The 22,842-nt window shown below is 37.8% G+C and carries 20 protein-coding genes; 4 read left to right on the forward strand and 16 right to left on the reverse strand.

What is annotated here, in order from left to right; all coding sequences use genetic code 11:
• Positions 1–9: 9 nt before the first annotated feature.
• On the reverse strand, positions 10–1,233 hold the full coding sequence (locus AB1Z56_RS15925; RefSeq protein ID WP_309366291.1) for a cysteine desulfurase: 1,224 nt from the start codon (positions 1,231–1,233) through the stop codon (positions 10–12).
• A 190-nt stretch (positions 1,234–1,423) separates the two neighbouring features.
• Between AB1Z56_RS15925 and AB1Z56_RS15930 the strand changes: the two genes are divergently transcribed.
• The gene (locus tag AB1Z56_RS15930; RefSeq protein WP_309366289.1) at positions 1,424–2,416 is read left to right on the forward strand and encodes an acyl-ACP desaturase; all 993 of its coding nucleotides are present in this window, start codon (positions 1,424–1,426) and stop codon (positions 2,414–2,416) included.
• 54 nt (positions 2,417–2,470) lie between these two features.
• On the opposite strand, the gene AB1Z56_RS15935 is transcribed toward AB1Z56_RS15930, so the two are convergent.
• From AB1Z56_RS15935 to AB1Z56_RS15970, 8 genes are all read right to left on the reverse strand, one after another.
• Positions 2,471–3,958, reverse strand: a complete 1,488-nt coding sequence (locus AB1Z56_RS15935) for a peptide MFS transporter (protein WP_293903883.1) — start codon at positions 3,956–3,958, stop codon at positions 2,471–2,473.
• Between the two features lie 54 nt (positions 3,959–4,012).
• Positions 4,013–5,785, reverse strand: a complete 1,773-nt coding sequence (locus tag AB1Z56_RS15940; RefSeq protein WP_309366286.1) for a peptide MFS transporter — start codon at positions 5,783–5,785, stop codon at positions 4,013–4,015.
• A 137-nt stretch (positions 5,786–5,922) separates the two neighbouring features.
• Positions 5,923–6,252, reverse strand: coding sequence for a helix-turn-helix domain-containing protein (locus AB1Z56_RS15945; RefSeq protein ID WP_070566095.1), 330 nt, complete (start codon positions 6,250–6,252; stop codon positions 5,923–5,925).
• A 66-nt stretch (positions 6,253–6,318) separates the two neighbouring features.
• Entirely contained in the window at positions 6,319–7,689 is a 1,371-nt protein-coding gene (locus AB1Z56_RS15950; protein WP_426789629.1) for a Mur ligase domain-containing protein, read from the reverse strand.
• 7 nt (positions 7,690–7,696) lie between these two features.
• On the reverse strand, positions 7,697–8,536 hold the full coding sequence (prmA, locus tag AB1Z56_RS15955) for a 50S ribosomal protein L11 methyltransferase (RefSeq protein ID WP_309366282.1): 840 nt from the start codon (positions 8,534–8,536) through the stop codon (positions 7,697–7,699).
• 9 nt (positions 8,537–8,545) lie between these two features.
• Positions 8,546–9,313 (reverse strand): triose-phosphate isomerase, encoded by a 768-nt coding sequence (gene tpiA, locus AB1Z56_RS15960; protein WP_426789630.1) that lies wholly within the window; start codon positions 9,311–9,313, stop codon positions 8,546–8,548.
• Positions 9,314–9,324: 11 nt separating this feature from the next.
• The gene (locus tag AB1Z56_RS15965; protein ID WP_426789631.1) at positions 9,325–10,491 is read right to left on the reverse strand and encodes a putative sugar nucleotidyl transferase; all 1,167 of its coding nucleotides are present in this window, start codon (positions 10,489–10,491) and stop codon (positions 9,325–9,327) included.
• Between the two features lie 78 nt (positions 10,492–10,569).
• Entirely contained in the window at positions 10,570–10,818 is a 249-nt protein-coding gene (locus AB1Z56_RS15970) for a type B 50S ribosomal protein L31 (RefSeq protein WP_046671774.1), read from the reverse strand.
• A gap of 226 nt (positions 10,819–11,044) precedes the next feature.
• Between AB1Z56_RS15970 and AB1Z56_RS15975 the strand changes: the two genes are divergently transcribed.
• The gene (locus AB1Z56_RS15975) at positions 11,045–11,383 is read left to right on the forward strand and encodes a DUF2853 family protein (protein WP_088162808.1); all 339 of its coding nucleotides are present in this window, start codon (positions 11,045–11,047) and stop codon (positions 11,381–11,383) included.
• A 23-nt stretch (positions 11,384–11,406) separates the two neighbouring features.
• On the opposite strand, the gene AB1Z56_RS15980 is transcribed toward AB1Z56_RS15975, so the two are convergent.
• Positions 11,407–12,051, reverse strand: a complete 645-nt coding sequence (locus AB1Z56_RS15980) for a carbohydrate-binding family 9-like protein (RefSeq protein WP_313268621.1) — start codon at positions 12,049–12,051, stop codon at positions 11,407–11,409.
• A gap of 80 nt (positions 12,052–12,131) precedes the next feature.
• Positions 12,132–13,238: a phosphotransferase enzyme family protein gene (locus AB1Z56_RS15985; RefSeq protein ID WP_309366274.1), complete on the reverse strand. Its 1,107-nt coding sequence runs from the start codon at positions 13,236–13,238 to the stop codon at positions 12,132–12,134.
• A gap of 231 nt (positions 13,239–13,469) precedes the next feature.
• Between AB1Z56_RS15985 and AB1Z56_RS15990 the strand changes: the two genes are divergently transcribed.
• Positions 13,470–14,816 carry a Gfo/Idh/MocA family protein gene (locus AB1Z56_RS15990; RefSeq protein ID WP_309366272.1) on the forward strand — a complete coding sequence of 449 codons (1,347 nt, stop codon included), beginning with the start codon at positions 13,470–13,472 and terminating at the stop codon, positions 14,814–14,816.
• 144 nt (positions 14,817–14,960) lie between these two features.
• The gene (locus AB1Z56_RS15995) at positions 14,961–16,253 is read left to right on the forward strand and encodes a hemolysin family protein (protein ID WP_426789632.1); all 1,293 of its coding nucleotides are present in this window, start codon (positions 14,961–14,963) and stop codon (positions 16,251–16,253) included.
• Positions 16,254–16,353: 100 nt separating this feature from the next.
• Here AB1Z56_RS15995 and AB1Z56_RS16000 read toward each other — a convergent pair whose 3' ends face one another.
• From AB1Z56_RS16000 to AB1Z56_RS16020, 5 genes are all read right to left on the reverse strand, one after another.
• On the reverse strand, positions 16,354–17,943 hold the full coding sequence (locus tag AB1Z56_RS16000; RefSeq protein WP_426789633.1) for a peptide MFS transporter: 1,590 nt from the start codon (positions 17,941–17,943) through the stop codon (positions 16,354–16,356).
• Between the two features lie 83 nt (positions 17,944–18,026).
• Positions 18,027–19,601, reverse strand: coding sequence for a peptide MFS transporter (locus AB1Z56_RS16005; RefSeq protein WP_426789634.1), 1,575 nt, complete (start codon positions 19,599–19,601; stop codon positions 18,027–18,029).
• Between the two features lie 275 nt (positions 19,602–19,876).
• Positions 19,877–20,767: a TIM barrel protein gene (locus AB1Z56_RS16010; protein WP_046672364.1), complete on the reverse strand. Its 891-nt coding sequence runs from the start codon at positions 20,765–20,767 to the stop codon at positions 19,877–19,879.
• A gap of 22 nt (positions 20,768–20,789) precedes the next feature.
• Entirely contained in the window at positions 20,790–21,518 is a 729-nt protein-coding gene (locus AB1Z56_RS16015; protein WP_309366263.1) for a (Fe-S)-binding protein, read from the reverse strand.
• A 20-nt stretch (positions 21,519–21,538) separates the two neighbouring features.
• Positions 21,539–22,837, reverse strand: coding sequence for an MFS transporter (locus AB1Z56_RS16020; RefSeq protein ID WP_313268603.1), 1,299 nt, complete (start codon positions 22,835–22,837; stop codon positions 21,539–21,541).
• Between the last annotated feature and the right edge of the window lie 5 nt (positions 22,838–22,842).

A 22,842-nucleotide genomic window follows, 5' to 3' on the forward strand; every position in this document is an offset into this window, starting at 1 on the left:
TATTTTTTATTAAACCAACATATTGACCGCGCGTTGGATACCGGCGACCAAAATATCTATTTCCTCTTTTGTATTATATACGGCTAAAGAAGCACGAATAGTTCCCGGGATGCCAAACCTATCCATGACAGGTTGGGCACAATGGTGGCCTGTACGTACAGCGATTCCTAATTTATCCAAGATCACACCAACGTCATAGGGATGCGTGCCATCAATGACAAATGAAATAACAGAACATTTCTGCTCAGCCGTTCCAATGAACCGCATGCCTGGAATTTCAGCCAACTTCTCCGTAGCGTACTGCAACAAATCATGTTCGTAGGCCTCTATATTTTCCAGACCTATTGAATTGATATAATCGATGGCCTCATTCAAACAGATACCGGCCTCAATATTAGGCGTACCGGCCTCAAATTTAAACGGCAATTCATTATAGGTTGTTTTTTCAAAAGTAACCTCTTTAATCATATCTCCACCACCTTGATAAGGTGGCATCGCGTTCAATAAGTCCTCTTTACCATATAAAACACCTACTCCTGTAGGACCATACATTTTATGTCCGGAAAATACCAGAAAATCTACATCAAGTTTTTGAACATCAATCTGTATATGTTGAACAGCCTGCGCAGCATCGACTAAAACAACAGCACCATGTCGGTGAGCAATTGAAATCATCTCACGCACAGGATTGATTGTCCCCAGGGAGTTTGAAACATAGGTTACAGCAACTAATTTGGTTTTCTCATTAAACAAATTGCTGTAAGCATCCATATCAAGCTCACCTTTGTCGTTCATCGGAATGACCCGAATTTTACAGCCCTTTTCATCACAAAGCATCTGCCAAGGCACAATATTAGAGTGATGTTCCATTGCAGAGATAATGATCTCATCTCCCGCATGAATGAAAGCTCTTCCGTAACAGGTTGCAATGAGATTGATCCCATCTGTCGTTCCTTTCGTGATAATGATTTCCTTATCTTCAGCAGCATTGATAAAAGCCTGAACTTTTTTTCGGGTTACCTCAAAGGCGTCCGTCGATATCTGACTAAGATAATGTACGCCCCGATGCACATTACTATTCATATCTGTATAATAATGTACAATCGAATTGATAACAGAACTCGGCTTCTGTGTAGTCGCGCCGTTATCCAAATAAACCAGTGGTTTACCATTCACCTCTCTCTTCAGAATCGGGAAATCGGCACGTATTTTATCTATATTAAATTTTTCCAACGTCTTCTAAATAATTTATACAAAGTTAATAGTATTTTATCGAATACGGGGTGGCCAATCTGTTTTTTATGTCATTATCAATATCGGTTTTATAAGGTATCCTCAGCCAAAAAAGTAATTTTTGGCATTTTAAACAATTATAGTTAGCTTTTATAATTTATTGATGCTATTTAGTTACCTTTGTAATGATATGCAAGAATTACCTCTAAATTTACCAGAAGGCTCACGTAAAGAAGTGATGACCTATTTGGAACCGTTCATGCTCAATGAGATGAGCGAATACCTGAAGCCTGTTGAAGACATGTGGCAACCTGCCGATTTTCTTCCAGATTCTTCTAGGGACACTTTTTTTGAGGAAGTAAAAGAGTTGCAGGAAAGTGCAAAAGAACTCTCTTATGATTTGGTCGCAGTATTAGTTGGAGACACCATTACCGAAGAGGCCCTTCCAACGTACGAATCATGGTTGACCATGGTAGAAGACGTTAACAAAAACGAGCAAGGTGGATGGATGAAATGGGTACGCGCTTGGACTGCTGAAGAAAACCGTCACGGTGACCTATTGAACAAATATCTTTATTTGTCGGGTAGAATAGACATGCGTCAATTTGAAATGTCCACACAATATCTTATTCAAGATGGTTTTGATATCGGTACTGGTGCAGACCCTTACCGGAATTTTATTTATACTTCATTTCAGGAATTAGCTACCAACGTTTCCCATCGTCGTGTATCTGGTCTTTCCAAAAAAAGCGGTGATAAACTTTTGGCAAAAATGTGTGGTGTCATCGCAGCTGACGAAGCACGTCATGCGAAAGCCTATATGTCTTTTATTTCAAAAGCAATCACCGTAGACCCGAGTGAAGTCATGATTGCATTTGAGGATATGATGCGTAAAAAAATCGTTATGCCAGCCCAGTTCTTAAGAGAAGCAGGTGAGCCCCAAGGAGAGGCATTTGCACATTTCTCAGACGCAGCCCAACGATTGGGCGTATATACTGCTTTGGACTACGTCGATATCTTGAAAGAGCTAAACAGTGAATGGAAAATAGATCAAGTTACTGGCCTGAATGATAAGGGTGAGAAAGCGAGAGATTATCTACTAAAACTACCAGATCGTTTGGCTAGACTGGCTGATCGAATGAAGGTTCCAGAAAAAGATTATAAATTCAAATGGATTTATTAATATAAAAAAAGCTTGATTTAATAATCAAGCTTTTTTTATATCTAATTTTATGAACTAGCGTACCTCCTGCATTAATTTTTTCACCAATGAGGAGAAGAGAATTAATATCACTCCAGCAATCAAGGCAGATATCCCTAAAGTTTTATAGCCATCCGTATAAGCCACCAACTTGGATGATAGTGTTCCTCCGGTATTTGCTTCGGACATTTCAGCTCCAATTTTACCGGCGAAAAACTGTCCATAAGCACTTGCCAAAAACCACATGCCCATCATCATACCAAACAAACGTTGTGGAGATAGCTTCGTGATAATGGACATTCCAATAGGTCCCAAACAAAGTTCACCAAAGGTGATAATCAACCAAGTAAAAGTGAATAAATTTAAAGATGACTTTCCATCTGCATCTGCAAAAAATCTCAGGGAGTAAAAAAGGAAAAAGCCCAAAGCCAAAAATAAAAATCCAATTCCAAATTTAATGATCGTATTCGGTTCTAATTTCTTCTTAGCAAGCCATACCCACAACAGACCTACTAAAGGGCTAAAAATAATAATGAAAAAAGAATTCGAACTATTATTGATAATATTAGGATCTATTTTAAAGAAAAGTAGATTATCCACTAGATTATCCTTCGCAAATAATGAAAGGGATCCACCACTTTGCTCATAAATCGTATTAAAAATTAAATACATAATAATGAAAATCAAAGCGGCAATAACTTTCTTTCGGTAACTATTATTCAATTTGGTTAACTCAAAGCCCAAATACGCAATAGCAGCGATACCAATTCCATACATAAAATAATCCGTAAAATTACTATTATGAATGAGTATATAAATAATCGGTAACATAACAATAGCACCTGCAATAACCAAACTTTCCTTTATTGTACGAGAAGATTTTGAGTTATGAGCCAATGGGGAATTTCCTATTGGTGCGATCGATCTCCGAATTAGAAAATAGGTAACTAATCCAATGATCATCACGATTGCAGCAGCTAGAAAACATAGGCTCCAGGAATAGTTTTTTCCCAAATAGATACACAATGCCCCACCTAATAATCCACCAATATTAATTCCAGCATAAAACATCCCGTATCCTGCATCACGACGCACATCTCCTTCTTTATAAAGCTCGCCTACCATAGAAGAAATATTGGGTTTAAAGAAGCCTGTACCAATAATAGAGCAGGTAATACCGAAATAAAAAAGATCATGGGGATTATAAGCAATGATAAGATTACCAATTGCCATAATTAATCCTCCAAAGATTAGGGATTTTTTAAATCCTAAAATTTTATCCGCAAAAATCCCTCCTATGAACGTAAACGCATATATAAAAGCCTGTATTGCGCCATATTTTAGATTGGCATCTTTTTCAAACAATCCAAGTTGATCTGTCATAAAAATGACCAAAACACCCCGCATGCCATAAAAACAAAATCGCTCCCACATCTCGATGGTAAATAAATACCATAATTGCTTTGGGTACTTTCCCTCAAAATTTTGAATCTCTTCTAGCGATTCCCTTGTACTAACCTCCATACTAATTTATATTAATCAAAAAAGCTTCTTTCGTAAAAGAAGCTTATATATTTGTTATTTAATTCCGTGCATCAATCGTTTAATCAATGGATTAAACAGCATTACTAACAGGCCTGCTAGGGCAGGAATTGCGGTAAATAAGAAGAAGAAGTAACTCAAGGAGTGTTCCTCTTGAATGGTCTCCACTTGTCCTCCCAATACGGCCGCAACCTTCTGTGCAATAGCAATCGCCAAATACCAGATTCCAAACATAAATGCGAGCATGCGAGCCGGCACCAATTTGGATACGTAAGAAAGACCTACAGGTGAAATAAATAATTCGCCCAATGTATGGAACAAATAGGTCAGCACCAAAAATACCATCGAGATTTTAGCCCCTTGACTTATTCCCATAGATCCCAATCCAATAATCAAAAATCCTATCGCCACCAAGATCAAACCAAAGCCATATTTAAAGGCTGCCGATGGGTTATATTTGGACTCCCAAATTTTGGATACCGAGGAGGCAAGTGCAATGATAAAAAATGAGTTGAGGATCGAAAACCAGGAGACTTTAATTTCTGATGCTTCTTTATTGAATTCATTGTACAACATCCAGATTACTGCTCCCCAGATCAACCCAAAACAGATAAACAATACGATATTTGAAATGGCAATTTTGTTCCAGGTTACTTTTGCCAATTTAATCAGAACCCAAGAGATAATCGAAAGCGGTACAATCGTCAATAAACCATTTACCACATTAAAGGTCGTCAATGCAGCACCAGTAAGTGATCTATCAATATTATCTCTAGCCACAAGAACCAACGAAGTTGCCCCTTGCTCAAAGCTCATAAAAAAGAAGACCAAGAAAAACGCTAGCAACACCACCGCAAACATCCGATCCCTTACAACCTTATCATAACGCATAATCCGTGTCACAATAAGATATATGAAGAGAATCAACGCCACAATGACCATGATATATTGACCTCTAAGAAACGGTGTATCCAAACCAGAAAACACATCAACAATACCGTTCTTAGACAAAGGATCATTGAAAGCGTATACAAAACCAATAATAGAAACTATCGCGATCAATACATAATCCCGTATGGTAAATGGATTTCTAGTATCCGTATCCTCAGCGATAACTTTATGTTCCCCTGAGGTAGACTTATTTAAAACACCGAGATTTCCCATGAGCGGTTTTGCAAAAACAAACTGCAGTGTTCCCAAAAGCATAAAGATACCAGCCAAGCCAAATCCCCAATGCCAACCATAAGTTTCGGCAATATATCCACATAGCATCATACCGAAGAAAGCGCCAGCATTAACCCCCATGTAGAATATGGTATAAGCTCCATCTTTTTTCTCAGGTAGATCTTTATACATCTCCCCTAAGATAGAAGGCATATTGGGCTTGAAAAAACCTGTTCCAATAACTAAACAGATCAAACCCAGAAAAAACATAATGGAAGTATCAAAGGCCATTGCAGCATGGCCAAGCGTCATAATCGCCGAACCGATGATCACAGCTTTACGTGATCCAATATATTTATCCGCTATAATTCCTCCTAGAATAGGAGTTAAATAGAGCATCATGGCATAGGTTCCATAAAGTGCTCCCGCTTGTTGTGCAGTCCAGGACCATCCCGAGAAAGGACTACCTTGAATAACCGCAGCAGTTAAAAACTGCATTAAGAGTACACGCATCCCGTAGAACGAAAAACGCTCCCACATTTCAGTAAAGAAAAGGACAAAGAGCCCTGAACGCTGTCCCAATACATTTGACTTAAAAAAATCAGTCGACGGGCTAGTCGCAATATCCCCGTTTAATCTCCCCATAAATAATCAACCTTTATTTTTTTGATAAAATACTTACAAAGAAACAAAAACAAAATCACTTTTGACCAAAATAAAGTTGCATAAACAAAAAAAGGCAACCCTTTGGATTGCCTTTTCGGTAACAATTTTAATATGCCTTATCTTTTGTGCAATTGCTCATAAAGATCAATAACCTTTTTCTGCAATTCAATTACTTCGCCATCGCGTTGTTGTAATTTTTGCGTCAAAGCATTCACCTCGTTTACATACTCTTTATCTTCTTCAGAATCTGAAGTAGATAAAAGTTGAACAACCGTCAAATTGAATAATTTTGAGATTTGATTCAGGCGAGACAAATTCACATCTGTAATCCCTGTTTCAATTTTAGAAAATGCTGGGATTGAGATATCCAATCGTTTTGCAACATCCTCTTGACTCCACCCCTTTTGGTGTCTAAGTAATCTGATTTTTTTTCCTAATGCATTCATCTGGTAGATATTTTAAACAAAAATAATAAATTACAATTTAATTTACATTAAATTATAATTTTTTCTCTAAAAATCTCTAAAAAATCGATCAGCGAGCACAGACAAATTAACCCCATTATAATTATTTAAACTCATAAGAAGTAAATTGTAGCCTTTTGATTTGACACCATCTAAAAATGAATAGAGCCCATCTAGACTCACAACAACCTCTAAATCAGGATTATTAAAATTATCCTTAATATTATTTGGGACACTTTCGATATCTTTATTAAGTTCTTTACAGGAATTTATATTCACGTAGACCACAGAGACATCCGACTTTTTCATCGAGTTTGCATATTGTAACAAAAACGATGAATCTAAACTATCATACGAGTTTAATTCGATAATTGTGACCAATTTCTGATTAGGAAATTGCTCTTTCACGGCGTGAATACTTGACTTCACTTTATCCGCATTACAGGCATAATCCTGATAAACCACAGATCCCTCCGAGCTTGCAACAAACTCCAAATACCGAATCGAAGTATTAAAACTTTTTATAGCCTCAAAGAACTCTTTCTTTTTGATCCCCAACCATTCGCAGATCGTATACGCCCCCGCAATATTAGATAGGTTGTGCTTACCAAACACTTGCAGTGGAACATCACCATCCGGTGTACTGATATAAGTTACCCCCTTATTAATTGTATAATCAGGAATCTTATAGCCATGTCTATTGATCTTACAATCTTTCGTATCTTGAAGAACCTTCTGTAACACAACGTCTTCCTTATTATAAATTAAGGTACCTTTAGGCGGAATTGAGTCAATAAAATCTTCAAATTGTTTAATATATTCCTCTTGTGATATTTTCGAGTTAAACTCATTCCATACAATACCCGAAATTAAAGCTATATTCGGTTTATAATACAAAAACTTAGACTTCGGATCAATCTTGGATGAAACATATTCATCTCCTTCGATAATAATAATCTTATTATGTTTAGTAATATCGACCAACTTATCAAAGCCTCTTAATTGAGCCCCTACCAAATAGTCAAATTCTTTTCCTAGAAATCGCATAACATGCATCACCATACTCGTTATGGTTGTCTTACCGTAACTTCCAGCGATAACCACCCGGATTTTATCCTGTGAAAGCTCTTGTATAAATTCTGGAAAAGAATAAATTTTAAGACCTAAATCCTGGGCCCGCTTTAATTCAGGATTATCTACCTGAGCGTGGGCGCCCAAGATCACAGCATCAATATCCTCCGTCACTTTTTCCTCAAACCACCCCAATTGATTAGGAAGCAATCCTGCTTCAATCAAATGAGAACGGGAAGGCTCTACGATCTGATCGTCAGAACCGGTCACTTGATGCCCTTGTTTTGCCAATGAAATAGCAAGGTTATGCATCACACTACCACCTATTGCTATAAAATGAATCCGCATAGCTAAATTATCGCTTCACAAACTTGGCTGCACACCAATTATTTAAAACTTTATTGGAGATAAACTCAAAACCTAATGTAGTCGCTGCATCGCTTAAGATTGCTAAATCTTCCTGCTCATAGAAACCACTTAGGTAAAGCTCACCCCCTGTATGAATGCTCAAGGCATACTGAGGCAATTGTTCTAAAAGAATGTTACGGTTAATATTTGCCAAAATCACATCAAAGACCCGACCTGCTAATACTTCGTAAGATCCACAGAGTGCCTCGATATGCTCAACATGATTGAGTACCCTATTTTCGATCACACTTTCAACACATATCTCATCATAATCCACAGCCAATACAGAATTCGCTCCTTTTTTTGATGCCAAGATGGCCAGGATACCTGTACCGCAACCCATGTCTAAAACCTGCTTGCCAATAAAATCATTCTCCAAAATATACTGAAGCATCATCGAAGTTGTCTGGTGATGACCAGTGCCAAAAGACATCTTGGGATCTATAATGATTTCGTATGGATACTCAGGTTTTGACTCATGAAAAGTTGCACGCACATAGCATTGCCCCCCCACCTCTATTGGGTTGAAATTGCTTTCCCACAATTTATTCCAATTCTGGTTTTCTATTTCCTGTATCTTATAATCGACCTCTAGGCCTTCATAAGGTTGAAGCATCAACGTTTCTAGTGCTTGCAGGTCAAGATTTGCAGCTGAAATATAAGCTGCAAATCCAGATTCGGTATCTTCAAAAGTATCAAAGCCAATATCAGCTAAATCAGATATCAACAAATCCTTCTGCCATTCTTCACCTGATCGCATTTGAAAGATAACCTCTACGTATTTCATTTCTAAAAATTAGCCGTTAAATACTTTAGCGATATCAATAAAATCTCTCGATTTTAAAGAAGCCCCTCCAATCAAACCACCATCGATGTCGGCTTGCGCAAACAAATCTTTTGCATTACCTGGATTACAAGACCCTCCATACAGAATACTTGTATTATCGGCGATCTCTTGACCATATTGGTCAGCTAGTACCTCGCGGATAAATTTATGAACCTCCTGTGCTTGCTCAGGGCTAGCTGTCAAGCCAGTACCGATCGCCCAAACTGGCTCATATGCCAATACCACAGATGCAAAAGCTTCTTTAGACAAGTGGAACAATCCATCTTTCAATTGTGTTTTGATCACATCAAAGAAAGCTCCAGATTCGCGTTCTTCTCTTGTTTCTCCAATACAGAATATTGGTGTTAAATCATGTTTTAATGCAATATCCACTTTAGATGCCAACAATGCATCAGTTTCACCAAAATAAGCACGTCTTTCAGAGTGACCTAAAATAACATGTGAAGCACCTACTGATTTCACTTGTGACGCCGAAATCTCACCTGTATAGGCACCAGACTCCGCTTGGTGAATATTCTGAGCACCAATATTTACATTCGCAACATTTTTAGACAGTTGTCCAAGACTTGACAAATGAATAAATGGACTGCAAACAACCAGTTCTTGGTTTCCAATCACTTCATCTTTGGCCATATTGATAATTTCAGAAAACAAGCTCAATCCTGATTGATAGTCTAAATTCATTTTCCAATTACCAGCTACGATTTTTTTACGCATGATTTTACGATTTAATTATATTTTTTGTTAAGTTGATTCAATTTATTTTTAATCTGCTCAGTGAGCTCTTCCCCTTTTGATGCATACAGCGTCTCCAAATATGCCATAAACTTATCAAATTCATAAGTCTGAGCACCTCCGTCAAACACCCAAGCAAATGACGGTACAAATTTAGCATAAAAACTTGTATCTGCTAGCATGCTTGCAATTCCAATTACTGTTCCTGTATTTAAAGCCGAGTTGATACCAAGGCGAGTATAGTCTCCAATAAAGGCTCCGCATTTTAAAAGACCTGTATCCCGAACACCATCCAATGCATAATCGTAAATTGAAACGGTCTTTAAGTTATTCTTCAAATTGGAATTGGAGGTGCCAGCCCCTAAGTTACACCAATCACCTATCACCGAGCAACCTAGATAACCATGGTGCCCTTTGGCAGAAAAATCACCAATAACCGAATTTCCAATCTCTCCTCCGATGACACTCTGCTTCCCGATCGAAACATTACCATAAATCGTGGCGCCCATTTTTACAACAGATCCTTTACCAAGGTATAACGGACCACGCAAATGTGCCCCTTCCATAATTGTAACATCTTCATCGATATATATGGGACCTTGTAGGGTATTGAGCGTAGCACATTCCATGCTAACACGATCAGCTACATAAAGGTCAGTACCCAACAATTGATTGGTCACAGATATACTGGAAGACTGAATACCTTGTACCAAAAGATTGAAATCATGTGTTATTTCAACTCCTGTGAGCAAAAACAGATCTTCTACCCCATTTAATAGATCCACGGGTATATCAGCCTCTTGTACATGACAAGAGCCCGTACGCGTATAACAATAAGCTAAAACATATCCGTCCTGTACAAGGACTTCTCCCACACGCAAGCGCTGTATAAGCTGCAATAAGGCGACTGACGGAATAACGTTCTCAGACAACCAAATAAGCCCCTCCTCATCCGCATGGGTGGCAACAAAGTGGACATCAAATTTTAAAGCTAATTTTTGCCATTTCTCCCGTAAAGTCAATATACCAACCCGAAGGTCCAAACAAGATTTCAGGAAAGTAAATGGATAAAGACTCTTTCTATCAAAAGTAGTTAATGGGGAGCTAAGCTTATCCACCAATTGGATCGAATCAAAGCAATCTGTAAAGAAGATTTTCACAAATTAAAAATAACAAAAAAAACCCGACAAATTATATTTATCGAGTTCTTAATATTGTAATATACAGATCTGCTACAATTATTTTTTGTTGTAACGGTTACGGAATTTGTCGATACGACCAGCAGTATCAACCAATTTCATTTTACCTGTATAGAAAGGGTGTGATGTATGAGAAATCTCTAATTTTACAACTGGATACTCATTTCCGTCTTCCCATGTAATAGTTTCTTTTGTATCAACACAAGATTTTGTAATAAAAGCATAGTCATTTGACATATCTTTAAATACAACTAATCTGTAATTTGAAGGATGCAAATCTTTTTTCATTATTATTATGATTACGTATATTCAATTATTGAGGTGCAAAGATAACTTATAAAAATGTAACTTACAACAATTACGAAGAATAATTAGTCGAAATTTTCCACATTTCAGTTAACAGCACTTATCAAGGGTACAAATGTAACAATCTTTATCCTAACCCAAAGAATAATTTTGTTTATCGACTTTTTTACCTAACTTAACTTACTACAATTAAATCACTTACATAATTATGAGCAAATTAGATGAAAAAATTGCTGCATATGTTGCAGAATCAAAAAAGCTAGGCTTATCATTAGATGAAGCATTTATTGCGAAAGTAACAAAAGGAATAGGACCTTCCATTTACAATGCAGACTCCGAAACCGTCGCTGCATCAGATCCCGAAGAACTTAACCGGGTCAAACAAAATTTTTTGATCAAAAAATTAGGCCTAAAAGATGGGCCCGATTTAGACAAGGCACTAGAGGAAGTGATTACCGCTATTGGCAAATCCAATAAAAATAAATACCGTGTATTAGTATATGCTTTATTGGCAAAGAAATTCAAAAAAGAATCTGTTTACCAATAAGCATCAACTTTTCCACTCAACTCCTAACCAAAGACCATTTCTCCAAAAAACTCAGGGAGATGAAAGTTAGGAGTTGGGTTTTCTATTTTATTCCAAGAAATAAAATGTGGTTGTTTGAGATGATCACCACATTTATAAAAATTTCCATGTATCAGTTTACCTTTCAAGTCTACAAGATCGTCAAACTGAAATACAGCAAGTGGAATAACCTCAATCATACTCCATCGTTTATCGGCACCATTGCGCTCAATTAAAGAGTAAGTACGCACCTGTTCTATCGTTGTAGTATCTAACCGGTTTCTACTAGTCTTCTCGGCCGGCCCATAACCGATCAAGCCTGTTCCAATTAGATTAAATTCCAGGTTATAATAATGCTTACGTCCATCAAATGAAATAAAGAACTCCACACAACTATCTTCCCATACATTTTGATTTGTTTCAGAATAATTACCCCGAAGTTGTTCTTCGACGACATCATATTGCAATACAAGATACTCTTGGGTATAGCCAATTCTAAATTGTACCTCAGGTTTATACGGGAAAGATTCACTCCAATTATTAAACTCCAGCGAATGCGATTCAAGATTGCTCAAGAGCTTCGACAAGGTATTATAGTCAAGTGTATTGGTCAGCTCCGCTGCGATAGGCAAAATGGTTAGTTTTTTCATTCGAATATTTTTTTTTACAGAAAAAAGAAGCTTCATCTACGCGATGGAAGCTTCTCAATATGATTAAAGGTATAAAATTGTTAAATGCAATCAAAAACTACCTTCCGCATAAATGCTTCATTCTTTTCCATCTCTTCAACCAATTTCAGTTGCGTGTTTGTACGCACCAGATTATGGTCCTCATATTTAGTCTTGTAGTAATGATCTCCTTCCAAATAGTCCGTTAAGAAACGTACGCCTTGCATATAGGGCAACAAGAAGGCTCCATCTACTAATGTTTCTTTCTCCAAAGTTGTCAAGAAGTCATTAGCTTCCTCCAAATAACCTTCGGCATAGGCCTTATATAAAGCAAGATTTAGCAGAATTTTCGAAACATCCTTCTCATCCTCGGCAACGGGATTAATAATCGTCCGAATAGCATCTCCAAAGTCGTATGCCACATAGCCTGGCATGACTGTATCTAAATCGATCACACATTGCATCTTATCGTGGCGATCTAAGAGCACATTATTAAACTTGGTATCATTATGTGTAATACGCAGCGGAAGTTCACCCTTACTACCAAGCTCAAGAATGGTTTTCATTCGATCTTCGCGACTAAAAATAAAATCCAATTTGTCCTTTACTGACTCGACGCGTTGACAGACATCTTTAGCAATCGCCTTTCGAAGATTTTCAAGTCTAAACTCTATATTATGAAAGTTAGGAAGTACCTCAACGATCAATGAAGCATCTAAATCCGATAGCTGCTTTTGAAACAAACCAAAAGCACGGCCACCTTCAGCTGCTTGTACTTCAGTCTCTACAATATCATAGCTTTTCGTATCCTCTATAAGGATAAACATGCGCCAATAATTATCCTGACTATCTTTTATATATAATTTCCCATCTTTAGTAGGGACAATTGTCAATACATGATCGCTGATTCTTTTTCCTTCAGCGACTTTAACTTTCTTACTAAGGTGCTTGGTGACAATCTCGATATTATGCATTAATCCATCCACGTTCGGAAAAACATGGTGATTAATACGTTGTAATAAATGCGATATACCGCTATCTACAGTAGTAACTACACGATAAGTATCATTGATATGACCAGAACCAAACGGTTGCACTGAAATGATATCTCCTTCTAATGTGAATTGTTTTGCTGCGCTCTCTACTACTAATTGGTTAAAATCAGACATTAAACTATTTTTTTTTAAATCATCAATGTGCTTGCAATATCACAAATTGAATTAATAAATGATAATTTTTATTTCAATCAAACGTTTGCATGAAATTTAATGAAATTAAGCAAACGTTTGCACTTTCATTTATCCCAAATGAAATAATATATTTGTTAATAGTAGCCAGTCTTAAGGACTGTTTTCAAACAAGTAAATAACTAATATACAAACTCCTTATATCTCAAAACAATGGATAGAAGAAATTTCATAAAATCGACTGCCATCACTACAGCTGGAATCGGTGTCCTTTCAAGTACAGAATTATTTGCCCAAACGAATGGAAAAATAAAAATCGGTTTTATTGGCGTAGGCCTTAGAGGACGTAATCACGTTCAAATTGCCCTAAACAGAGATGATCTAGAAATTGTGGCTGTCTGTGACACCCAAGAAGAATCTCTAGCACAATGCCGTAAACAATTCAATGCAAAAGGGACTAAACTTCCAAAAGAGTATACTGGTGGAGTTGATGCTTACAAAAAGATGTTAAGCAATGAAAAATTAGATGCTGTCATTATCGCAACACCTTGGCAATTCCACAAAAACCAAGCTATTGACGCAATGAAAGCTGGGCTATACGTAGGTTGCGAAGTTATTGCAGGTCTAACGCTACAAGATCACTGGGATATTGTGAAAGTATCCGAAGAAACCGGAAAGCCTTACATGACCCTAGAAAATGTTGCATTTCGTCGTGATGTACTTGCTGTATTGAATATGCACAGACAAGGACTATTTGGTGAATTGTTGCACCTGGAAGGCGGTTATCAACACGATTTACGCGAGGTATTATTCAATGACGGAAAAGCGTATTATGGCCATGGCGTTGAATATGGTCCGAAAGCGATTTCTGAGGCACAATGGCGTACACAGTTCAATATCGACCAAGATGGTGACCTATACCCTACACACGGTTTAGGTCCAATAATGCAATTTGCAGATATCAATAAGGGCAATAGATTCACTCATATCACTTCGTACTCAAGTAAAGCCCGTGGATTGGCAGCCTATGTCAATAAAGTTTCCCCTGGACACCCTAACGGTAAGATCAATTACAAAAATGGTGATATCACACAAACGATGTTACAATGTGCAAATGGAGAAACCATGTTATTAACGCATGATACACACTTGCCAAGACCTTACTCTATCGGTTTCCGCGTCCAAGGAACAGACGGTATTTGGATGGATGTTGCCAAAGGTATTCACATCGAGGGTAAATCCAAACCACACACTTGGGATTCTGCAGACGAATGGGTAAAGAAATACGATCACCCAATCTGGCAAAAATATGAAGAGGTAGCGAACGGTTCTGGTCATGGTGGCATGGACTGGTTTGTATTCAATGCGTTCATTCAGGCTGTAAAACAAAAGGTACAGACTCCAATTGACGTGTATGATTCAGTAACCATGAGTGCTGTATTCCCATTATCTACCGAGTCTATTGCAAAAGGAAATAAAACGTTGGAATTCCCTGATTTCACAAAAGGAAAATGGAAAACCAAGAAAAATACTTTTATGTTGGATGACAGTGGAATGTAATTGAAAAAACATTCTTATTATCATAAAAGCCGTATTGAAAGATATACGGCTTTTTTTATGAATGTTTGACATAATCATAATAATCCTACTATTTAGCCGGTCTTTTCCGTAAATTAGCCTAGCAAACAACTTTTTCAACTCATTATGCTTACCGAAGCAATTATTATTTTAGTCCTGATTATTCTAAACGGAATACTATCGGCATCAGAAATATCCATCGTATCCAGTAGAAAGGCAAGGCTACAGGCTGAAAGTGATAAAAACAATGCCGCAGCCAAAATAGCGCTAAACCTAAAAGAATCGCCCAACAGCTTTCTATCTACTGTACAAATAGGCATTACGCTTATCGGCATCCTAACAGGATTCTTTTCTGGCGGCAGTATTTCATCTTACCTCGTAGAGATCTTTAATAAATCTAGTATTATAGCCCCCTATAGCGAACAGCTCGCCGTCATCATTGTTGTCTTTATCATTACCTACTTTTCGTTGGTACTTGGTGAACTGGTTCCCAAACGTATCGGTATGGCTATTCCGGAGAAGTATGCCATGCTGATCGCTTACCCGATGAACCTGCTCAGCAAAATCGTTCGGCCATTTGTATGGCTACTCAGTATGTCGACGGAGTTTATTGTCAAAATACTCAATATCAAGAGCAGCGGCAATAGTGTCACAGAAGAAGAAATTAAGGCGCTAGTAGATGAAGGTGTCGACAGTGGCGTGATCGAAGGTATTGAGCACGATATCGTCGACCGTTTGTTGAGTTTAGGTGACAAAAAAGCGGTCAACCTGATGACTCACCGTAAAAACATTGTTTTTTTGGATCTGGAAGATTCCTTTGAAGAAAACAGAAAGATCATTTTGGACAACGATCACTCCATCTACCCAGTGTGTGAAGGCGGCTTGGACAATATTAAAGGCGTTGTTCATGTAAAGTCCTTATTACGACAATGCCTCCAAAACGAACCATTTGATCTAAGAACGCTCATGTTACCCATCAAATTTGTAAACGAACTGAGTTCCTCTTATAGCATTATGAATACCCTACGTACGTCTAGTATACATCAAGCGGTTGTCATTGATGAATACGGTTCCCCACAGGGAATTATTACATTACGGGATATCGTTGGCGATTTGGTCGGCAACATCACAGAAAGCGACCTAAGTGCGCGTCCAAAAATACGTCAATTGGAAAACGGCGATTATGTTGTCGACGGGCAATATCAGATTGAGGATCTTTTGGATGAATTTGAAATTGGTCTTTCTGAAGAAGACGAAGATGAGATCAACAATGTCACTACCGTTGGAGGCCTAGTGTTCTTAAGATTAGATCACGTACCCGAAGAGGGCGAACGTGTCCGATTTAAAAACCTAATTTTTGAAGTGCTCGATATGGATGGACACCGTATCGATAAGCTGCTTTTAAAAGTCGAAGAATAAGGCATGAATAGACTTTGGCATTACAACCCCAAATAAAACATAAGAAAGAAGGGCTGATCATATGATCAGCCCTTCTTTCTTATGAAAATATCAAATTTTATTAATTGATACCATGCATCATTTTTTTCAATATTGGGTTAAATACAATCAATAGCAGTGCGGTAACCCCAGGAACTATGGCAAATATCATAAAGAAATAAGACATTGAGTGTTCTTCTGTAATTCTATCAATATAAGAGCCTAAAAATCCGCCGATAAAGTTAGCAATCGCCGAAGCACAGAACCAGCAACCGAAAAGAAGTCCCAAAAATTTCTTTGGAGAAAGTTTACTGACGTAAGACAAGCCAACAGGTGACAGACAAAGCTCACCCGCTGAGTGGAAAAAATAAGCGATTACAAGCCAAATCATGCTAACAGACGCTGTTTTCGCCCCTTGCGGAACCTCGCTCGCCCCATAAGCCAATGCTGCAAATCCTATACCTACTAATATTAACCCTAGCGCAAACTTAACAGGTCCAGAAGGATTCCATATTTTCTCCCAGAATTTACTAAATGACGATGCAAGTGAAATAATAAAAAATGCATTCAATATTTGAAACCAAGAGGCCCCAACTTCTGAACCGGTTATACCAATTTCCCGAAATACTTTCCATAAGCCCAAACACCAAATTATACCAAACGAAATACCAGTAAATAAAATTGTCAATGGATATTGTTTATAGATCTTTCTAGCCAATGCTGTTAAAACAATCGTTACAATAACAATGGGCACAATGGTCAAAATAGTATCAATCCATTTAAATGTCACCGCCGAACTTCCAGACAGAACCCTTTGTGTATAGTCCTTTGCAAAGATTGACATCGAGCCTCCTGCCTGTTCAAAAGACAGAAAGAAAACCACACTAGCCAACATGAATATGGTGACGACGATCAATCTATCTCGGACAACATGTGCTGGAATGACCTCTTCCTCTTCTTCGTGATTCTTGATCTTTTTTTCGTGGTAAGCCTGAAGTGCTTTAGGTGAATCTCCAATGATTCCGAATATCTTTTGTCCAAAATAGAATTGCAACATACCAAAGAACATAAACACTCCAGCAAGTCCAAATCCATAATGCCAACCTATCTTTTCACCAATGTAACCACATAATAGCATTCCTAAAAATGATCCGGCATTGATTCCCATATAAAATATGGTATAACCAGCATCCTTTTTAGGACTTTGATCTGGGTAGAGATTTCCTACCATGGAAGAAATATTAGGTTTAAACATCCCGTTTCCTAAAATCATCAAGACAAGACCGAGATAAAAGAAATTTGAATTTACGCCCTCAAATGCCATAGACAAATGTCCCAAGGTCATGACCAGAGCACCGATCAAAATCGCCTTTTTAAAACCGGTTAGCTTATCCGCTATCATTCCACCGATCAATGGTGTCAAATAGACGAAACCAGTATACAAACCGTAAAGTTTCATGGCCCGTTCATTACTCCATTCCCATCCTCCATCAGCAATGGAACTTATTAAAAATAAGGTCAATAATGCCCGCATACCGTAGTAACTAAACCGCTCCCACATCTCTGTAAAGAATAGCACAAATAATCCGGCAGGATGCCCATTTACCATCTTGTCATCGATCCCCTGCTTAGCAAGATGTGCTACAAGAACTTGATCTTTTTCTTGATTCATATTATTTCAATAATTGTTTTATAACTCAGGTTTTGTTTTTATTTTGATAAAAATCGCTTGAAGATACACTATTTTTCTATGAATTAATCAATTCCATGCATCATCTTTTTTATTTTTTTGTTACCCAGAATAAGAAATACAGCAGCCACCATAGGAATCACTGTAAATACAGCAAAGAAGTAAGACATCGAATGTGATTCAGTAATCTTATCAATATACGATCCAATAAAGCCCCCTATAAAATTAGCGATGGCATTGGCACAAAACCAAAAACCAAACAATAGCCCCAGGAATTTTTTTGGCGATAGTTTACTGACATAAGAAAGTCCGACCGGACCAATACATAATTCGCCCACTGTATGAAAAAAGTACGCCAATACCAACCAGATCATACTAACAGAGGCCATCTTTGCACCGGTAGGAATCTCGGAGCTTCCAATAGATAGGGCTGCAAAACCAACTCCAACCAATGTCAGTCCCATTGCAAACTTAATCGGACCAGAAGGATTCCATACTTTCTCCCATATCTTACTAAATGATGTAGCCAGCGTAATGATAAAGAAAGAATTTAACATCGGAAACCAGGATACAGTAACTTCCGAATTCATACCATAATATTCCCGATAAACTTTCCAAAGACACAAAGACCAGATGATCACAAAAGAAATACTCGAAAAAAGTATAATCATAGGGTATTTACGTATGATTTTCTTCGCTAAAACAAACAGTACTCCAGTAATTACCACAATCGGCAAAACCGTCAATGCGGCATCCAACCATTTAAATAAAACAGCCACGTCACCACTCAATACCCGCTGTGTATAATTTTTTGCAAAGATCGTCATCGAGCCACCCGCTTGTTCAAAAGCTAAATGAAAAACGATACTTGACAACATAAAAATGGCAATGACCAGTAAACGATCACGAACAATATGTTTTGGATTTTCTTCTTGCCCTGCTGCAATATCGGTTAGCTCTTCTTGTTTCTCGGGTGTATTTCCAATTTTTCCGAAGATGGGTTGCGCAAAATAAAACTGCAACATCCCCAAAAACATAAATACTCCGGCAAGACCAAAACCATAATGCCAGCCGATCTTCTCTCCAATATAACCGCATAACATCATACCTAAAAATGCCCCCCCGTTGATACCCATATAAAAGATGGTATAACCGGCATCCTTTTTACCGCCTTTATCAGGATATAATTTCCCTACCATCGAAGAGATATTGGGTTTGAACAAACCATTTCCCAGAACAATCAGCACCAAACCCGCCAAAAAAAAGCTTTTATTAAATCCCTCTAAAGCCATAGCGATATGCCCCAGCGTCATAATTATAGCTCCCACCATAATGGATTTTTTATATCCTGTTAGACGGTCAGCTATAATCCCGCCGAACAATGGCGTTAAAAAGACCATCCCGGTGTACAAACCATAAAGTTTCATGGCCTCGGAGTTGGTCCAGCCCCAGCCATGCTGTGCAATGGTAGAGACCAGAAAATTCACCAAAAGCGCTCGCATACCATAATAGCTGAAACGCTCCCACATCTCTGTAAAGAATAATACGAACAAGCCGGCTGGATGCCCTTGTACCAATACATGTTCCGCCCCTACTTTTTGCAAATGGGTTTCAAGAACAGCATTTTTTTCAAAATTCATGTTTTTTTTAGTCGTTATTTTTCAAAATAAGGTAGTGCGATTTCCATTTATAAAGTATACCATCAGTAAATGGAAAAATCCGATGATCCTCTACACCAAAAAAGAGATTGTTCACTCATCTTCATATACTCAAGCAAGATAGTGAAGATTTTAATAGGTTTCTAACGAATGGACGGCCGTTTTTTTCGTTGCTGCACCCAAGCAACACTTCAATTAAAACCTATTAACTAATCGAGTTCTTTCCATTGACAGAAAAGAACTCGACTAGTTAAATATTAGATCAAAGGGCGCAAACGTTCCAGTAATTTTTTAGTAGCAAAAATCCCTTCTTCCTCACTCAACTTACTTCCCTCATATTCAATCCCCACATAACCTTTGAATTTTGCTTTTTTAACAATCTTCAACATACGCTCATAGTCAATTTGCGTTTCATTTCCATTGGCATCAAAATCATGTGTTTTGGCACTCACACCATGCGCATAAGGCATTAGATCCGTCACACCTTGGTAACGATCATACTCATAGAAATTACCAAGATCAGGTAAACTTCCACAATATTTACTACCCACTGCTTTTAATGTATTGGCCAACCAGTCACCATGTGAAGAGATACCGCCATGGTTTTCTACGATAATGCTAATCCCCGCTTTTTTACCGATATCAGATAGCGTTGTTAAACTTTCAACAACACGTTTACTCACTTCTTCAGGCGTACCTTTTCCAGCCGCATTGACACGGATTGCATGACAACCTAAGAAATTAGCTGCAGAAATCCACTTATAATGGTTTTGCACGGCTTGTTTTCTCTTTGTTTCATCTTCATCACCGAGATTTCCCTCACCATCAATCATAATGAGTACATTACGTACACCATTATCTTTTGCACGCATATTTAGCTCAGTAAGGTAGTTATTATCATTAGCCTTATCCTTAAAAAACTGATTTACATATTCCACCCCGTAGATGCCATATTTTTTGGCAGCTAATACCGGAAAATCCAAATTGTTCAAATCTCCCTTGAACAAGGATTTATGCAATGACCATTCAGCCAAGGAAATGTCAAACCAATCTTTCTTTGCTGCCGCAAAACTCTCCAATGAAGGAGCTAATGCTATACCAGCAGATGCTAGCGCAAGGTTTTTAAGAAAATCTCTTCTTGAATTCATGTGTTTAGATTTAATGTGTTATTTAAATATTTCCCCAGCCAGTGGTCAACACATCAACGAGGTGCATCGTCTGAATGGGTAATTTATGTTTATCTATATAAGATTGCAGCTGTAGCAAACAAGATGAATCAGTGGAAATAATGTAATCCGCATTCAGATCAAGTGCATTACGCACTTTCTGTTCGGCCATGGCTGCGGATATTCCTTCGAATTTAACGGCAAAGCTTCCACCAAATCCACAGCATGTTTCACTATCTTTCACTTCCACCATTTCCAGTCCTAAGACTTTACTCAATAATTTCCGTGGTTCATCTTTAATCTTGCACTCTCGCAAAGCCGAACAAGAATCGTGGTATACCGCAACACCCTCCAATTCAGCTCCAAAATACTCCTTTTTTAGCACGTTTACTAAAAAATCAGAGATTTCCACAACCTGTTGCTGTATTTTATGACATTGATGAGAATCCGCCGAATTTGCGAATAAATCATTATAACCATGCCTAACCATACCAGTACAAGAGGCTGAAGGAGAAATAATCACATGGTCACCCGAGAAATCACCTAAAAACTTCCGTCCAACCTGTTTTGCATCATCCCAAAATCCGGCATTATAGGCAGGTTGGCCACAGCATGTCTGCTCAGGATTGTAGACGACCTCGCAACCGACTTTTTCTAATAAACGAACTGTATTAAATGCGGTCTCAGGATAAAGCTGATCTATAAAACAAGGAACAAAAAGTTCTACTTTCATATTTAATTTAATCAATAAAATTAAGATTTATTGGATACTAATATCCGTACCAAAAGTAACAATCCAATTACAAAAAATAAAGAAAGAACCAATGCAGAGTACCGAATATTATGTGTTACCTGCTCTATAAACCCGAATGAGAATAATCCAATGACAATCGCGACCTTTTCAGTAACGTCATAAAAAGAAAAGAAAGCAGTCGTATCTTTAATATCCGTTGGAATTAATTTAGAATAGGTTGAACGCGATAAGGACTGAATCCCGCCCATAACTAAACCGACCAATGCAGCAATAATATAAAACTGAAGTGGGGTAGATAAATAAAAGGCCGAAATACAGATGCCGATCCAGATCATCACCACAACGATCAACACCTTAATATTCCCAAAAAGCGTAGATAAATAAGACATTAAAAATGCACCTAAGATAGCTACGAGCTGAATGAGAAGAATTGTCGCAATCAACCTTTCTGCGCCTAAATGCAAAATTTTCTCCCCAAAAGAAGAGGCTACAATCATCAAGGTCTGGACCCCAATTGCATAAAAGAAAAAAGCGGGCAAAAACTGCTTTATTTCAGGAATACCTTTGATCTTTTGAATCACATGGCCGAATTCATCTCGTACATTCTGTACAAAACTCTTACCGGTGTTGTTCTCGGTCGCATCGATTTTAGGCAGGTATTTAAAAGGAATCATTGAAAACCCAAGCCACCATAATCCGACCATTAGAAACGAAATACGAGCCGGCAGTGAAGCATCTGTAATACCAAACCATTCAGGCTTAAGCACCACGATAAAACAAAGAATCTGTAAAGTGACACAGCCAATATAACCATAAGCAAAACCTTGCGCACTCACCTTATCCTGCTGATCAACAGTAGCTAAAAGCGGTAAATAAGAATTATTAAACAAAACACCGCCAATATAACCCATCGCAGCAAGAACGAAACATATGATACCTATTTCCAAAGTATCCAGCTTGAAAAAAAACAAGCACATACATGCTATCGCTCCCATATAGGTAAAGAATTTCATAATCTGCTTCTTTTTTCCTTTCGCATCAGCGTATGAAGAAATAAAGGGCAAGGAAAAAGACATCAACAGATAGGCGAAGGCCAGAGAAAAATTGGAAAGAGCGGTATTGACCACCTCTATTCCAAAGAAACTAACAACATCACCATGCTCTTTTGTGGTCGTAATTGCTGTATAGTAAACGGGGAATATCGTGGAAGTAATAACAAGGTTGTAAGCAGAATTGGCCCAATCGAACATTGCCCAAGAACGAATCAATTTTTTATTGTTTTTTACGATTGCTTCCATTTAAA

The organism is Sphingobacterium sp. WOUb80, assembly GCF_050058145.1.
Taxonomy (GTDB): Bacteria; Bacteroidota; Bacteroidia; order Sphingobacteriales; family Sphingobacteriaceae; genus Sphingobacterium.